Source organism: Acidovorax delafieldii 2AN (genome assembly GCF_000175235.1).
Taxonomy (GTDB): Bacteria; Pseudomonadota; Gammaproteobacteria; order Burkholderiales; family Burkholderiaceae_C; genus Acidovorax; species Acidovorax delafieldii_B.
The window spans coordinates 1-14,360 of sequence record NZ_ACQT01000089.1 but is presented as its reverse complement, the minus strand read 5'-3'; the positions used below and the strand labels follow the sequence as shown (position 1 = coordinate 14,360).

The window sequence follows — 14,360 nt, the reverse complement described above, 5'->3', positions numbered from 1 at the left end:
GGCGCAAACCTCGGTGGCCCAGTTCGCGCAGAGCACGCTGACCGTGCCCGAAGGGCCGCAAGCGGGCCAGCCCCTCACCGTGGACGCCCAGCCCGCCAACGGTTGGCAGCTCACCCAGGCCAGCACGCAGACCGTGGCCAGCCTGAACGCACCGGCCTTGCCTGCGGGCGTCAAGCTGCCGCACGGCGTGGTGCGCCTGCGTCTGGAGCTGGGCGCCCAGGGCAGCGAGGCCCAGGTGGTGCTGACCTACCCCGAGGCGCTGCCGCCGGGCTCCGTGTATTGGAAGTACGGCCCCACCCAGGACAACGCCCAGCCGCACTGGTACCGGTTCGCGGGCGCGCGCATCGAAGGCAACCGCGTCACGCTGACACTGAGCGACGGCGGAGCGGGCGATGGCGACCTGCAGAAGAACGGCGCCATCGACGACCCCGGCGGCGTGGGCAATGCCGGCGGTGCGCAGGCCATTCCCACGCTCTCCGAATGGGGCCTGCTGCTGCTCACCCTGCTGGCCGCGCTGGCGGCTGTGCCGGGGTTGCGCAGGCTGCGAGCCAAAACGGCCTCCAGCGCTTGACAAGTAAGCGCTAGCAGCTATTGAAAAAAGAGCAATATGAGAGCGCCCCCATGGGCATGAAAACACCTAGGGGGCCTCAAGGTTGCATGAGGTGGAGGCGCGGCAGCGTCTGCACCGCAGGCGGCTGCTGGTCCCGACGCCCGCTCTCCGGGGCTCCGTCCTAGAGGCCGGCTTTCTCCGAATTTTCGGTGCCGGCGCCGATGGCGGCAAAGCGCGGCTGTCGCACTCCGTCGATCACCACGCTCTCGGTGAACATGGCCGCGGGCCGCACCCACAGGCCGCGCTGCCCATACAGCGCGCGGTACAGCGTCATGGGCTCCAGCGTCTCGCTGTGGCGCACCGTGTCGATCACTTCGTACAGCATGCCTTTGTAGTGGCGGTACAAGCCCGGTGGAGTGCGGATGAGCGCGGGAAGATCGTCGTCGTTCATGGGTAGGATGGCGGCATTAAAAGAATAAGGGGAGGGCCCTGTGGATCAGGCAGATTTCGTGCACTTGGTGCGCGTGAGCGAGCATGCCAGCGCGGCCGACAGCCACGCCTACCGGCGCGGCGTGGCGGCTTTTGCCGCGCTGGGGTACGCATGGGTGCTGGGCTGCCTGGCACTGGGTGGCGGCATTGTCGCGTGGGTGCTGCCGCAGATGGTGCATGGACGCTTCCGGTTCTGGCAGATCTGGGCGCTGCTGGGAGGGTTGGGCCTGTTGTGGACCAGCCTGCGCGCGCTGTGGGTACGCCTGGAGGCGCCGGACGGGGTGGAAATCACCGCCCGCGAGGCGCCTGATCTTTTCGAAGCGCTCGAACGCATCCGCCGCAAGATCAAGGGTCCGCCCATCCACAGCGTGCGCCTGGATGGCGATTTCAACGCCAGCATCCATCAGTTGCCGCGCTGGGGCCTTCTGGGCGGGGCGGTGAACCATCTCAGCATCGGGCTGCCGCTGCTCATGGCGCTTGACCGGCCGCGCTTTCTGGCGGTGCTGGCACACGAGTACGGGCACCTGCGCGGCGACCACGGCCGCTTTGCCGCGTGGATCTACCGCACCCGCCTGAGCTGGATGCGGCTGCACCAGGGCCTTGCCCAGGGTGAAGGGCCGGTGGCCGCGGCCACGCAGGCCTTCATGCGCTGGTACTTTCCGCGCTTTGCCGCCCGTACCTTCGCGCTGGCCCGCCAGGACGAATACGAGGCAGACCGCATCGCGGGGCGGTTGCTGGGCCGTGACGTGGCCGCCGCCGCGCTGGTGGAGATCGAGGTGCGCGGCGCGTGGCTGCAGGCGGAGTTCTGGCGACGGCACTGGACCGGCGCCGTCGCCCACCCCCTGCCGGTGGGGCCTTACCGTGCCATGCGCCGCCGGCTTGCGGAGCCTGTCACGGATGAATTCGCCAACGGTACTCTGCGCCAGGCCCTCAAGCGCATCAGCAGTGTGGACGATACCCACCCGGGCTTGCGCGATCGCATCGAGGCGCTCGATGCCGCGGCAGTGCTGCCGGTGTGGTCGCAAGGAGGGGCGCTGGCCCTTCTGGGGCCCGACGCCAAACGCTGGGTGGCGCATTTCGACAAACAGTGGTGCCGCGACCATGCCAGCGAATGGAAGCTGCACCACGCCTGGCTCGGGCGCGTGCGGGCCCGGGCGCAGGTGCTGCAAGCCAGCGCACCGCAGAACAATGCAGGCGAAATGGTGGAACTGGCCCGGCTGATGCGCCACCTTGACCCGCAGGCCGAAGTGAGGCTTCTCTATGAGGCGGCACTGGAGCGGAGCCCCGATCACCCCGGCGCCCTGCGCGGCCTGGTGCAATGCCTGCCCGAAGCCGACCGTGGCGCGCGGCTGCAATGTCTGCAGCGCCTGTGGGAGGCCGGCAGCGCCGACCGCTGGTGGACGGCGCGCACAGCCCTGGCCGAGCTGGAAACCCCGCGTCCGGGCGTCGATCACGATGCCGCCGCGCTCAAGCTCTGGCGCGAGCGCCTGGAGCGCGCGCAGGAGTCGGAAGAGCGCGCATGGCAGGAGCTGTCGGGCACACCGTTTTTTAGCCAGATCGCGCGGCATGACCTGGGCGCGTTCGAGCTGGGCGAATTGCAGGTGGAGCTGGCGCGCTGCGCGCCGGTGGCCCGCTGCTGGCTGGTGCGCAAGAACCTGCGTGAGTTTCCCCAGCGCAGGGCCTACCTGGTCTTCGTCGAGCTTCCCGGTCTGGACGATGAGAGCCGCTACCGGCTGTGCCGCTCGCTTGAGCGGTCGCTGGAACTGCCCGGGCCGGCGCTGGTGCTGTGGGCCGGAGAGTCGCCCACGCTGGCGCAGATCCAGCGTGCGGCCTTTGAGCCCGTCTATACGCGCTGAACAGGGGGCAGTGGGACAATCGGGGCATGCACCCCAAAGTCCTTCTCGATGCCTGCGCCGAACTGGTGCGGCTCACCCTCACGTTTGAACACCCCGCCGACGCCGTGGTGTCGCGGTTTTTCCGCGATCACCGGGGCCTGGGCCCGCGCGAGCGCGCCACGCTGGCCGAAACGGTCTACACCGTGTTGCGCAAAAAACTGCTGTTTGACCACATGGCCCCCTCGGGCTCGGGCCCTAAAGAGCGCCGTCTGGCCATCCTGGGGTTTCACGGTCCGCGTGATTTTCTCAAGAGCGCCCTGACCGATCAGGAAAAAAAATGGCTCGACCAGTGCGATGCGGTCACGGTGGACGACCTCATGGAGCGGCATCGCCACAACCTGCCCGAATGGCTGGTCAAGCCCCTCAAGGACCAGCTGGGCGACGGTTTCTGGCCGCTGGTGGAAAGCCTGGCCCAGAGCGCGCCGCTGGATCTGCGCGTCAACGCCCTCAAGGACAAACGCGCCGACGTGCAGAAGGAGCTGGCGAAGGCGGGCATCAAGGCGCATCCCACGCCGTATTCACCCTGGGGCCTGCGCATTGACGACAAGCCTGCGCTGACCAAGCTGGATGCTTTCACGCGCGGCGCGATCGAAGTGCAGGACGAGGGCTCGCAGTTGCTGGCCTTGCTGCTGGACGCCAAGCGTGGCGAGATGGTGGTGGATTTCTGCGCGGGCGCCGGCGGCAAGACGCTGGCCATTGGCGCCACTATGCGCAACACCGGGCGGCTGTATGCGTTCGATGTGTCGGCCCATCGGCTGGATGCACTCAAGCCGCGGCTGGCGCGCAGCGGGCTGTCGAACGTGCACCCTGCCGCCATCGCCCATGAGCGGGACGAGCGCATCAAGCGCCTGGCCGGCAAGATCGACCGCGTGCTGGTGGACGCGCCCTGTTCGGGCCTGGGAACGCTGCGGCGCAACCCCGACCTCAAGTGGCGCCAGTCGGCCAAGGCCGTGGAGGAACTGGTGGTGAAGCAGGCGGCCATCCTGGCCAGCGCCGCCCGCCTGCTCAAGCCGGGCGGACGCCTGGTGTATGCCACCTGCAGCATCCTGCCGCAGGAAAACGAGGCCATTGCCGAGGCGTTCAGCGCCGACCACCCGGATTTCGACGTGCTCGACGCTGGGCAGGTGCTCGAGCAGCTCAAGGTGGATGCTGCCCACACACTTTGCAGCGGGGGAGCGTCGAACACTCGTTATTTGCGGTTGTGGCCCCATCTGCACCAGACGGATGGGTTTTTCGCTGCGGTCTGGACCAAAAAAGCGTAAAACGCAGTGCGGGGTGGCCGAGCTTCGCGCGCCGGGGCACCGGGGCGCCATAGTGTCGTAGCGCCTTGGCATCGCAAGCCATACGGCCAGCGCAGGGCTGCAGAGCCGCCTCTGGAGGCTGGCCTGAGCCAGCGGGCGCCCGCCACTCCCGTTTCATCCGCGCGCAGGCGCCTGTTATCTGATGCAAGGTAGTTGACATGCTGTTACCCGACTGGGCCTTACTGAACGCCACCCTCGACTGGCTGGGCCATGGCCTGTGGGGCCTGGCCTGGTGGCAGATCGTTCTGTACACGCTGGCCACCACCCACGTCACCATTGCGGCCGTCACGATCTTCCTGCACCGTGCACAGGCGCACCGTGCGCTGGATCTGCATGCCATTCCCTCGCACTTCTTCCGTTTTTGGCTGTGGATAGGCACGGGCATGGTCACCAAGGAATGGGTGGCCATCCACCGCAAGCACCACGCCAAGTGCGAAACCGTGGACGACCCGCACAGCCCGCAGACGCGGGGCCTGGGCACCGTGATGTGGCGCGGCGCCGAGCTGTACCGCGCCGAGTCCCGCAATATCCAGACACTGCAGAAATTCGGCCACGGCACGCCCGATGACTGGCTGGAGCGCAACCTGTACAGCCGCTTCAGCTGGCAGGGCGTTGCTCTCATGTTGTTCCTGGACCTGGCCCTGTTTGGCGCGCTCGGCGCAGCTGTGTGGGCGGTGCAGATGCTCTGGATTCCCTTCTGGGCGGCGGGCGTGGTCAATGGCGTGGGCCACTACTGGGGCTATCGCAATTTCGAGGCGCAGGACGCTAGCACCAATCTTTCGCCGTGGGGCATTCTCATCGGCGGCGAAGAGCTGCACAACAACCACCACACGTATCCCACGTCGGCCCGGTTTTCGGTCAAGCCCTACGAGTTCGACGTGGGCTGGGTCTACATCAGCCTGATGAAGAAGATCGGCTGGGCCACCGTCAAGAAGGTGCCGCCCAAGCTGCAGTTGGGCGACGTGAAGCCAATGGCCGATGAAAAGACGCTGGAAGCCCTCATTGCGAACCGCTACGAGGTGATGGCCGGTTATGCCCGGGGTGTGCGCCAGGCCTGCAAGGAAGAGATCGCCGCATTGCAGGCACACAAGGCAGATGCCTCGGTGCTGAAGGCCGCCAGGCGTTGGCTTCACCGCGACGCCGAGAAAGTGCCCGACGTGGCCCGGCCGCAGTTGGCCCAGGCGCGCGCCGCGCACCCGGCCCTCGACACGATGGTCACCATGCGCGAAGAACTGCGCCAGTTGTGGCTCAACACGTCGCACTCGCGCGAGCAGCTCACCGCCGATCTGCAGGCATGGTGCCGCCGCGCCGAAGAAAGCGGCGTTGCAGCGCTGCGCGAGTTCTCGCTGCGGTTGCGCGCGGCCAAGGCCTGACGCTGCCTGCCGCAGTTTTGCCCCAGGCCCTGCCCGCTGGCAGGGCTTTTTTTCGCCTGGCTTATTGCGCAGTGGGCAGGCCGGCGGGGGCCGCATTCGTGCGGGCTGGCGCGCGGGCCGCAACGGCCCCGCGCAGAAGGTTCCAGGCGGTGGCTGCCAACCCGGGCGCGGACAGGTCTTCCACGATGACCACCTCGGCGGGCCCGTGCGTGGCGCAGCCCAGCTGTACCCAGGTGGCTTGGCGGTGCTCCATCCACACCATATGGTCGCCGGCCCTCAGCAGCGCTACCGGAGGCGAGTGCAGCACCTGTCCTTGCACACGTGGCGCAACGCGCATGGCCACGGTCCCCTGGGTGGCGTGCAATCGGCTGCCCGGCGCAAGGCAGGCCCAGAGGCTTTGTCCTGCCGCCATGCGCAGCGTGAGAGGGGGTACGGTGGCAGCGGGCGGGCTGTGGAATGGCATGGTGTGAGGGTCCTCGCGGTGAAAAAGCTGTGGCAAGGGCATGAGCGTAGAAAATCCAGACCCGCTGCAACAGGTACACGCACCAGCGAGAGGAGGTAGAACAGCTGCGATTGCGGGAGCCCTGTTCTGGTCATTTGTGCCCCTGGCTGTATCTGGACCTGCGGATGGCGTTGAGGCACCATGCCCCGACCGGCTGCTGTGCCCCCTGGGGTGGCGGCGTTCTGCAATCCAGTCCATGCCACTTTGCTCCACAGATTCCCGCGAAAACCCTCTCTACCGCCAACTGGCGGCCTTGTATGAGCAAGCCATCGCGGCCGGCACCCTTGCGCCCGGCATGCGCATGCCCTCCGTGCGCGAGCTGTGCCAGCGCCACCATGTGAGCCTGACCACGGCGCTGCAGGTGCTGCGCCACCTTGAGTCCGAAGGCCGCGTGGAGGCGCGCGAGCGCGTGGGCTACTTCGTGCGTGGGCCGGGCGGGTCGGCGCTGCCGGGGGCTCGAGAGCCTGAGGTACATGAGCCACTGGCCCGCGACCCGCAGGTTTTTGCGGGCATCAACGAGCGCATCTCGGTTTTTCTCGACAAGGCCCGCCGTGCGGGACCTGTGCCGCTTGACCTTGGCAGCGCCATGCCGGCGCCCAGCCTGTTCGATGCAAAGGCGCTCAACCGGTTGGCGCAAGGGCTGCTGCGTGAGCAGCCCGACATCCTGGTGTACGGCCCGTCAGCGCCCACGACGCACCCCGAGTTCCAGCAGGCCATGGCCCGGCATGCGCTCACCTTTGGCGTGTGCGTGGCCCCGGCCGACATCGGGGCAACCCATGGCAACTCCGAAGCCGTCAACTTGGCACTGGACGCAGTGGCCGAGCCGGGCGACGTGATTGCCGTCGAATCGCCCACCTTTTTTGGCATCCTGCAAGCCATCGAGGTGCGCGGGCTGCGTGCGCTGGAGATTCCATGCAGCCCGCGCACCGGCATGTCGCTGGAGGCGCTGGAGCTGGCGGCGCGCAATGAGCCCCGGCTCAAGGGCGTGGTGGTGGTGCCCCATTTGCAGATGCCCCAGGGCAGCGTGATGCCCGATGCGCACAAGGAGCGCCTGGTGGCGCTGTGCGTTGAGCACGGGCTGGCCCTCATCGAAGACGACATCTACCGCGAATTCGTGGAGTCGCCGCACGCCCTGCGGCCCGCCAAGGCCTGGGACCGGCCGGGCGACGCGGGGCAAGTGATCTATTGCGCCTCGCTCAGCAAGAGTTTCGCGCCCGGCCTGCGCCAGGGGTGGATGAGTGCGGGGCGTTGGCAGGCCCGGGTGCAGATGCTCAAGTTTGCACGCACGCGCAACATGCAGACTTGGTCGCAGTTGTTGGCCGCACGCAGCGTGGCTTCGCCGGCCTACGAGCGGCACATGCGCCGGATGCGAGCGCAACTGCGCATCCAACGGGAGCAATCGGCGCAGGCCGTGGCCCGGTATTTTCCCGCCGGCACGCGGCTGAGCCTGCCGCCGGGGGGGCTCAGCCTGTGGCTGGAGCTGCCGGCCGGCATTTCGTCCACGCTGCTGTACGACCAGGCCCTGCACAGTGGCATTCGCATCGCCCCGGGGCCCATGTTCAGCAACACCGGGCGCTATGAGCATTTCCTGCGGCTGAGCTGCGGCATGCCTTTCACCGCGCAGGTGGAGGAGGGCTACCGCACGCTGGGTACCCTGATGGCCGGCCAACTGGCCGAGCAGCCCCTGCTGCCGCGCAAGGCCGCCTAGGGTGGCCATCAGGGCTCTAGGGAAAGGGCTCGGCACAGGGGGGGGAGAAAAACCCGGGATGGCAGCCGCCAGCACCAGGGTAGGTCCTGGCAAAAAAGGGCATAAAAAAACCGCCCGGTCAGGGGCGGTTTTCAGGAAAGCGAGGCTGAATTACTTCAGTTTCATTTCCTTGTACTCGACGTGCTTGCGAGCCTTGGGATCAAACTTCATGATCGCCATTTTCTCGGGCATGGTCTTCTTGTTCTTGGTCGTGGTGTAGAAATGGCCGGTACCCGCAGTGGATTCCAGCTTGATCTTGTCGCGTCCGCCTTTGCTTGCCATGGTGCTTCTCCTTAAGCCTGACCACGTGCACGCAGGTCTGCGAGCACCGAGTCGATACCGTTCTTGTCGATCAAACGCAGGGCAGCGCTCGAAACGCGCAGGCGCACCCAGCGGTTTTCGCTCTCGACCCAGAAACGGCGGTATTGCAGGTTCGGCAGGAACCGGCGCTTGGTTTTGTTGTTGGCGTGGGAAACGTTGTTTCCGACCATGGGCTTCTTGCCCGTTACGTCGCAGACGCGTGCCATGAGGACACTCCGATACTTTTATAACGGCCGTTCGCTGGCGCCTTCAGGGGTGTTCCCGAAGGCCGGCTTGCGGCCTCACCTCGCCAGAAAGGGTGGCGGTAACCCGATTTTGCCTGCCCGGTGCTCCACAAGAAGTGGCGGGCCGAATTCAGCAAAGCCGCGAATTATAGCCTGATGCGGTTCGGGTGTCGATGCGGGGCGCTCCAGGCGGCTGTGCCCGAGGGCCCGCCGCGGCGTATGCGGGGGCTGGCCTGTCAGGCTTCCTGCTCCAGGAAGCGCTGTGCGTCCAGCGCGGCCATGCAACCCGTGCCTGCGCTGGTGATGGCCTGGCGGTACACGTGGTCCTGCACGTCGCCGGCTGCGAAGATGCCGGGCACGCTGGTCTGCGTGGCAAAGCCCTTGAGGCCGCCTTGCGTGACGATGTAGCCGTTGTCCATGGCCAATTGGCCTTGGAAGATATCGGTGTTGGGTGCATGGCCGATGGCAATGAAGCAGCCCTGCAGCGCGATATCCTGGGTGCTGCCGTCCTGCGTGCTCTTGATGCGGATGCCGGTCACGCCCGTGGCGTCGCCCAGCACCTGGTCCAGCGTGTGGAACACCTTGAGCTCGATCTTGCCGGCGGCCACTTTCTCGTTGAGCTTGTCGACGAGGATGGGCTCGGCCTTGAATTTGTCGCGCCGGTGCACCAAAGTGACCTTGCGGGCGATGTTCGAAAGATAAAGCGCCTCTTCGACGGCAGTGTTGCCGCCGCCAACCACGCACACATCCTGATCGCGGTAGAAAAAGCCGTCGCAGGTCGCGCAGCCCGAAACGCCCTTGCCCATGAACGCCTCCTCGGAAGGCAGGCCCAGGTATTTGGCCGATGCGCCCGTGGCGATGATCAGCGAGTCACAGGTGTAGGTGCCGCTGTCGCCCGTGAGCGTGAAGGGGCGTTGGCTGAAGTCGACCTTGTTGATGTGGTCGAAGATGATCTGCGTCTTGAAGCGCTCGGCGTGCTCCAGAAAGCGCTGCATGAGATCCGGGCCCTGCACGCCCTGCACGTCGGCGGGCCAGTTGTCCACTTCGGTGGTCGTCATGAGTTGGCCCCCCTGCGCGATGCCGGTGATGAGCACCGGGTTCAGGTTGGCGCGCGCGGCATAGACAGCAGCCGTGTAGCCGGCGGGGCCGGAGCCGAGGATCAGAACTTTCGCGTGTTGGGTGGAGGACATGGTAAAAGCCTGTGTTTTGCAACCGGCCGCTGCGCCGGTGCTGTTGAAAAAAACGAGGGATCAAGAGCTTGAGTATCGACCGCGCGCGGTTTTTTCAAACAGTCCCTTGTCAATCAACGCGATTGTAAGAACCCATCGAAAACCCGTTGCGGCAACGGTTGCGCCGCTTCAATGAGGAGATATTTCTGATGTCGACCATGTTGTCCAATCTCGACCTTCTGCGGCGCGTGCCCCTTTTTTCCTTGCTGACCGTGGGCCAGGCAGAAGCCGTCAGCGGTGCCCTGGTCAAGCGCCGGTTCAAGCGCGGAGAGGTGTTGGTCGAGCAGGGCCAGAAGTCGGATGCCCTGTATATCCTGCTCATGGGCCGCGCCAGGGTGTTCACGGCCGACAGCCGCGGGCGCGAGGTGATTCTGGCGACCCTGGGGCAGGGCGATTACATCGGCGAGATGAGCATCATCGACAACCAGCCGCACTCGGCCACGGTGCGGGCCGAGGTGCAGACCGACGTGCTGCTGCTGGGGCGCACCGAGTTTGCGCGCTGCCTCGCGGAAAACGCCTCGATGTCGCTGGTGGTGATGCGCGGCCTCGTCAAGCGCCTGCGCCACGCCGATCGCAAGATTGAGTCACTGGCGTTACTGGATGTGTACGGCAGGGTGGCCCACGCGTTGCTGGAATTTGCCGTGCCCGATGCCCAGGGCCAGCTGGTGATCCGCGAGAAGATCTCGCGCCAGGATCTGGCCAAGATGGTGGGCGCATCGCGTGAAATGGTCAGCCGGGTCATGAAAGACCTGGAAGAGCGCGGATTCATCGAAACCCTCCCTACCGGCGCCACCCTGCTCAAGGACCGTCTGAACGGGCTGGGTTGAGGCGCGCCGCCGCCGGGTCGGGCGCCGCATGCTTGGGGTAAGCTCGCCCGGCACGTTATGACCTACTCCCTCAATACCCTGAATGCATCCTCTTCGGCCAGGTCGGCGCCCCGCACGGGCGCGGCCCGCTTTGGTCAGGAAATAGGCCTGGTGCTCGGCCTGCTGGCGCTGGTCTTCTGGCTCCTGGCATTGGTCAGTTATTCCGCGCAGGACGCCGCGTGGTCCACCTCGGGCACGCGCAGCGGTCCGCTGGTGGCCAACTGGGCCGGACGGCTGGGCGCCTGGCTTGCCGATGGCAGCTACTTCGCGCTGGGCTATTCGGTGTGGTGGTGCGTAGCGGCGGGGGTGCGCGCATGGATATCGGCGCTGGCGCGTTGGATGCGTGGCGGCGAGCCCGTGGCTGGGGCTGCGGGGCCGCTGGCGCGCCGCGCCCTGTTCTGGGGCGGACTGGCGCTGCTGATGGGGGCCAGCGCAGCACTCGAATGGTCACGCCTGTACCGGCTGGAGGGCTCGCTGCCGGGGCATGCTGGCGGCGTGCTCGGTTACATCGTGGGCCCTGCCAGCGTCAAATGGCTGGGCTTTACCGGCTCGGGGCTGCTGGGCATCGTGCTGCTGGTGCTGGGGGCTGCCCTGGTGTTCCGTTTTTCGTGGGGCCACGTGGCCGAGGTGCTGGGCTCCCGGATCGATGCCCTGGTGCAGTCACGCCGCGCCCAGCGCGAGGTGGCCAAGGACGTGGCCGTGGGCCGCAAGGCCGCCCGCGAGCGCGAGGTCGTGGTGCTGGAAGAGCGCACCGAAAGCGAAGAACACCACCCCCAGCCCGTGCAGATCATCGAGCCCGTGCTGGTGGACGTGCCGCAAAGCGCCCGCGTGGTGAAGGAGCGGCAAAAGCCGCTGTTCACCGAGATGCCGGACAGCAAGCTGCCGCTGGTGGACCTGCTGGATGGCCCGCTGCAGCGCCAGGAAACCGTGGCGCCCGAAACGCTGGAGATGACCAGCCGCCTCATCGAGAAGAAGCTCAAGGACTTCGGCGTGGAAGTGCGCGTGGTCGCGGCCATGCCCGGCCCGGTGATCACGCGCTACGAGATCGAGCCCGCCACGGGCGTGAAGGGCTCGCAGATCGTGGGCCTGGCCAAGGACCTGGCGCGTTCGCTCAGCCTGGTGTCCATCCGCGTGGTGGAGACCATTCCAGGCAAGAACTACATGGCGCTGGAGCTGCCCAACGCCAAGCGCCAGTCCATCCGCCTGTCCGAGATCCTGGGCTCTCAGGTGTACCACGAGGCCAAGAGCATGCTCACCATGGGCCTGGGCAAGGACATCGTGGGCAACCCGGTGGTGGCCGATCTCGCCAAGATGCCGCACGTGCTGGTGGCCGGTACCACGGGCTCGGGCAAGTCGGTGGGGATCAACGCCATGATCCTCTCGCTCTTGTACAAGGCCGAGGCGCGCGATGTGCGCTTGTTGATGATCGACCCCAAGATGCTCGAAATGTCGGTCTACGAAGGCATTCCGCACCTGCTGGCCCCCGTGGTCACCGACATGAAGCAGGCAGCCCACGGCCTGAACTGGTGCGTGGCCGAGATGGAGCGCCGCTACAAGCTGATGTCCAAGCTGGGTGTGCGCAACCTGGCGGGCTACAACGTCAAGATCGACGAGGCCAAGGCGCGCGAGGAGTTCATCTACAACCCCTTCAGCCTCACGCCCGAAGAACCCGAGCCGCTGCAGCGCCTGCCGCACATCGTGGTCATCATCGACGAGCTGGCCGACCTGATGATGGTGGTGGGCAAGAAGATCGAAGAGCTGATTGCCCGCCTGGCGCAGAAGGCGCGCGCGGCCGGCATCCACCTGATTCTGGCCACCCAGCGGCCCAGCGTGGATGTGATCACCGGCCTGATCAAGGCCAATATCCCCACCCGCATCGCGTTCTCGGTGGGCTCGAAGATCGACAGCCGCACCATCCTCGACCAGATGGGCGCCGAAGCCCTGCTGGGCATGGGCGACATGCTCTATATGGCCAGCGGCACGGGCCTGCCGATCCGCGTGCACGGGGCCTTCGTGTCGGACGAAGAAGTGCACCGTGTCGTCAGCTACCTCAAGGAACAAGGGGAGCCGGACTACATCGAGGGCGTGCTCGAAGGCGGAACTGTGGACGGTGATGGTGATCTGTCAGGAGACGGCGGCGGCGAAGGCGGCGAGAAGGACCCCATGTACGACCAGGCCGTCGAAGTGGTGCTCAAGGACCGCAAGGCCAGCATCTCGTACGTGCAGCGCAAGCTGCGCATTGGCTACAACCGCTCGGCGCGGCTGCTGGAAGACATGGAAAAGGCCGGATTGGTGAGCGGCCTCACAACCAGCGGTCAGCGCGAAGTGCTGGTGCCCGCCCGCAGCGAATAGGCGCTGGCGAGTTGTCCGGCCCCCCTGACAGGAGTTTTCGTTGAAGAAATTGATTGCTGCTATTTTGATAGCTACTAGCGCACAACTGGCAAGCGCTGATGGCTTGAAGAGCCTTGAATCCTTCATGAAGGGCGTTCACACGGGCCGTGCCGAGTTCACGCAGGTGGTCACATCGCCCCCCAAGGATGGCCAGGCCGCACGCACCAAGACCAGCAGCGGCACTTTCGAGTTCCAGCGGCCGGGGCGTTTCAAGTTCGTCTACAAGAAGCCTTTCGAGCAGACCATCGTGGCCGATGGGCAAACGCTGTGGCTGTACGACGCCGATCTGAACCAGGTGACGCAACGCTCCCAGGCCAAGGCGCTGGGCAGCACCCCCGCCGCGCTGCTGGCGTCCACCCCCGACCTGTCGGCGCTGCGGGCCGATTTCACGCTCGAAGCGGCGCCAGACCAGGACGGATTGCAGTGGGTGCTGGCGCGTCCGAAGGCCAAGGAAGGCCAGCTTCAGAGCGTGCGGGTGGGCTTTGCGGGTGAGCAACTGGCAGCGCTGGACATTCTCGACAGCTTCGGCCAGCGTTCGGCCATCCGCTTCACGGGCATGCAGACCAATGCCACGCTGCCGCCCGCCACCTTCCAGTTCCAGCCGCCGCAGGGCGCCGACGTGATGCGGCAGTGACCGGACCTGCCTTGGAATCCCTTGTGCCCGGTGCCGAGGGGAGCCACCGGCACCGGCGTTCACTGGCGCTGGGTTTGCCTGCCCGCTGCGATGCCCTGGAGGAATCGCTGTCCGCTTCCCGGCGGGACGAAGGCGTTCGGCGCCCAGCTGCTTGTCTGCCGTGCAGCCGCGACGCCCGCAGCGATGCTGCTGCGCCGGCGGCGGGAAGGCATGACAGGTTTTTTTGCTACTATTTGAATAGCTGCATGCGCGGACCAGACGAGCACCTGTGCATGTTTTGGCAAGAAATAAGAGCCGCTTCGTGCCTGGTCAGCGCAGCAGCAGCAATGCCAGGCCGAGCGCGGCCGGCACGGTCTGGATGAAGAGGATCTTGCGGCTGGCCGTGGCGGCGCCGTACAGGCCGGCCACCGCAACGCAGACCAGAAAAAACACCTTCACGCCCGTGCCTGCCTCGCCCAGGATCAGCCCCCAGAACAGGCCGGCGGCCAGGAAGCCGTTGTACAGCCCCTGGTTTGCTGCGAGCGCCTTGGTGGCGGCCGCCTGCGCGGCTGTCTGCCCGAAGGCGCGCAGGCCGGCCGGCTTGTCCCACAGGAACATCTCCAGCACCAGGATGTAGACATGCAGCAGGCCGATGAGGGCGACGATGGCGTTGGCAGCGAGGGTCATGCGGGTTCCTTCCGAGAATGGTGGCCCTGGATTGTGGGGGGCGGCGTGGGGCGGCGGGTGTCGCCTGCGTTCGCCAGCCTGGTGGCGATGCGGTCGGGCGCGGGGTGTTGTTGGTAGCAGGCTGTGAGGCGAAAGGCGAAAGGCGAAAGGCGAAAGGCGAAAGGCGAAAGGC

At 66.4% G+C, this 14,360-nt stretch carries 14 protein-coding genes; 8 read left to right on the top strand and 6 right to left on the bottom strand.

Annotation, left to right across the window (positions count from 1 at the left end):
* The coding region (locus tag ACDELDRAFT_RS12445; RefSeq protein ID WP_005797202.1) for an IPTL-CTERM sorting domain-containing protein at positions 1 to 571 on the top strand (571 nt) is incomplete at its 5' end.
* Positions 572 to 731: 160 nt separating this feature from the next.
* Here ACDELDRAFT_RS12445 and ACDELDRAFT_RS12440 read toward each other — a convergent pair.
* On the bottom strand, positions 732 to 1,001 hold the full coding sequence (locus ACDELDRAFT_RS12440) for a DUF1653 domain-containing protein (RefSeq protein ID WP_005797200.1): 270 nt from the start codon (positions 999 to 1,001) through the stop codon (positions 732 to 734).
* Between the two features lie 40 nt (positions 1,002 to 1,041).
* Between ACDELDRAFT_RS12440 and ACDELDRAFT_RS12435 the strand changes: the two genes are divergently transcribed.
* The 3 genes from ACDELDRAFT_RS12435 to ACDELDRAFT_RS12425 all read left to right on the top strand — a co-directional run bounded on the left by ACDELDRAFT_RS12435 (position 1,042) and on the right by ACDELDRAFT_RS12425 (position 5,608).
* Positions 1,042 to 2,895 (top strand): M48 family metallopeptidase, encoded by a 1,854-nt coding sequence (locus ACDELDRAFT_RS12435; protein WP_005797198.1) that lies wholly within the window; start codon positions 1,042 to 1,044, stop codon positions 2,893 to 2,895.
* Positions 2,896 to 2,921: 26 nt separating this feature from the next.
* Complete coding sequence (locus ACDELDRAFT_RS12430; protein ID WP_005797196.1) at positions 2,922 to 4,196, top strand: RsmB/NOP family class I SAM-dependent RNA methyltransferase; 1,275 nt, start codon at positions 2,922 to 2,924, stop codon at positions 4,194 to 4,196.
* 197 nt (positions 4,197 to 4,393) lie between these two features.
* The gene (locus ACDELDRAFT_RS12425; RefSeq protein ID WP_005797194.1) at positions 4,394 to 5,608 is read left to right on the top strand and encodes a DesA family fatty acid desaturase; all 1,215 of its coding nucleotides are present in this window, start codon (positions 4,394 to 4,396) and stop codon (positions 5,606 to 5,608) included.
* Positions 5,609 to 5,669: 61 nt separating this feature from the next.
* Here the strand turns inward: ACDELDRAFT_RS12425 and ACDELDRAFT_RS12420 are convergent, their stop codons facing one another.
* Positions 5,670 to 6,071 (bottom strand): hypothetical protein, encoded by a 402-nt coding sequence (locus ACDELDRAFT_RS12420; RefSeq protein WP_005797192.1) that lies wholly within the window; start codon positions 6,069 to 6,071, stop codon positions 5,670 to 5,672.
* 235 nt (positions 6,072 to 6,306) lie between these two features.
* Here ACDELDRAFT_RS12420 and ACDELDRAFT_RS12415 point away from each other — a divergent pair, with 235 nt between their 5' ends.
* A complete protein-coding gene (locus ACDELDRAFT_RS12415; RefSeq protein ID WP_005797191.1) occupies positions 6,307 to 7,818 on the top strand; it encodes an aminotransferase-like domain-containing protein in 1,512 nt (503 codons plus the stop codon).
* 150 nt (positions 7,819 to 7,968) lie between these two features.
* On the opposite strand, the gene rpmG is transcribed toward ACDELDRAFT_RS12415, so the two are convergent.
* The 3 genes from rpmG to trxB all read right to left on the bottom strand — a co-directional run bounded on the left by rpmG (position 7,969) and on the right by trxB (position 9,592).
* On the bottom strand, positions 7,969 to 8,139 hold the full coding sequence (rpmG, locus tag ACDELDRAFT_RS12410) for a 50S ribosomal protein L33 (protein ID WP_005797189.1): 171 nt from the start codon (positions 8,137 to 8,139) through the stop codon (positions 7,969 to 7,971).
* 11 nt (positions 8,140 to 8,150) lie between these two features.
* A complete protein-coding gene (rpmB, locus tag ACDELDRAFT_RS12405; protein WP_005797187.1) occupies positions 8,151 to 8,384 on the bottom strand; it encodes a 50S ribosomal protein L28 in 234 nt (77 codons plus the stop codon).
* 254 nt (positions 8,385 to 8,638) lie between these two features.
* Positions 8,639 to 9,592 carry a thioredoxin-disulfide reductase gene (gene trxB, locus ACDELDRAFT_RS12400; RefSeq protein WP_005797178.1) on the bottom strand — a complete coding sequence of 318 codons (954 nt, stop codon included), beginning with the start codon at positions 9,590 to 9,592 and terminating at the stop codon, positions 8,639 to 8,641.
* 188 nt (positions 9,593 to 9,780) lie between these two features.
* On the opposite strand from trxB, the gene ACDELDRAFT_RS12395 reads away from it, so the two are divergent.
* From ACDELDRAFT_RS12395 to lolA, 3 genes are read left to right on the top strand one after another with little or no spacing between them, the layout of a single operon-like run.
* Entirely contained in the window at positions 9,781 to 10,458 is a 678-nt protein-coding gene (locus ACDELDRAFT_RS12395; RefSeq protein WP_005797176.1) for a Crp/Fnr family transcriptional regulator, read from the top strand.
* Positions 10,459 to 10,515: 57 nt separating this feature from the next.
* On the top strand, positions 10,516 to 12,849 hold the full coding sequence (locus ACDELDRAFT_RS12390; RefSeq protein ID WP_005797174.1) for a DNA translocase FtsK: 2,334 nt from the start codon (positions 10,516 to 10,518) through the stop codon (positions 12,847 to 12,849).
* Between the two features lie 40 nt (positions 12,850 to 12,889).
* The gene (gene lolA / locus ACDELDRAFT_RS12385; RefSeq protein ID WP_005797172.1) at positions 12,890 to 13,522 is read left to right on the top strand and encodes an outer membrane lipoprotein chaperone LolA; all 633 of its coding nucleotides are present in this window, start codon (positions 12,890 to 12,892) and stop codon (positions 13,520 to 13,522) included.
* 309 nt (positions 13,523 to 13,831) lie between these two features.
* Here lolA and ACDELDRAFT_RS12380 read toward each other — a convergent pair whose 3' ends face one another.
* The gene (locus tag ACDELDRAFT_RS12380; RefSeq protein WP_005797171.1) at positions 13,832 to 14,188 is read right to left on the bottom strand and encodes a DUF1304 domain-containing protein; all 357 of its coding nucleotides are present in this window, start codon (positions 14,186 to 14,188) and stop codon (positions 13,832 to 13,834) included.
* Positions 14,189 to 14,360: the final 172 nt, after the last annotated feature.

Bases quoted from the DNA above. Each gene is read 5' to 3' on its own strand.
- ACDELDRAFT_RS12430 (WP_005797196.1), top strand. From the start codon at position 2,922: ATGCACCCCAAAGTCCTTCTCGATGCCTGCGCCGAACTGGTGCGGCTC.
- ACDELDRAFT_RS12415 (WP_005797191.1), top strand. From the start codon at position 6,307: ATGCCACTTTGCTCCACAGATTCCCGCGAAAACCCTCTCTACCGCCAA.
- rpmG (WP_005797189.1), bottom strand. From the start codon at position 8,139: ATGGCAAGCAAAGGCGGACGCGACAAGATCAAGCTGGAATCCACTGCG.
- ACDELDRAFT_RS12380 (WP_005797171.1), bottom strand. From the start codon at position 14,188: ATGACCCTCGCTGCCAACGCCATCGTCGCCCTCATCGGCCTGCTGCAT.
- ACDELDRAFT_RS12395 (WP_005797176.1), top strand. From the start codon at position 9,781: ATGTCGACCATGTTGTCCAATCTCGACCTTCTGCGGCGCGTGCCCCTT.
- ACDELDRAFT_RS12440 (WP_005797200.1), bottom strand. From the start codon at position 1,001: ATGAACGACGACGATCTTCCCGCGCTCATCCGCACTCCACCGGGCTTG.
- ACDELDRAFT_RS12425 (WP_005797194.1), top strand. From the start codon at position 4,394: ATGCTGTTACCCGACTGGGCCTTACTGAACGCCACCCTCGACTGGCTG.
- rpmB (WP_005797187.1), bottom strand. From the start codon at position 8,384: ATGGCACGCGTCTGCGACGTAACGGGCAAGAAGCCCATGGTCGGAAAC.
- ACDELDRAFT_RS12420 (WP_005797192.1), bottom strand. From the start codon at position 6,071: ATGCCATTCCACAGCCCGCCCGCTGCCACCGTACCCCCTCTCACGCTG.
- ACDELDRAFT_RS12390 (WP_005797174.1), top strand. From the start codon at position 10,516: ATGACCTACTCCCTCAATACCCTGAATGCATCCTCTTCGGCCAGGTCG.
- trxB (WP_005797178.1), bottom strand. From the start codon at position 9,592: ATGTCCTCCACCCAACACGCGAAAGTTCTGATCCTCGGCTCCGGCCCC.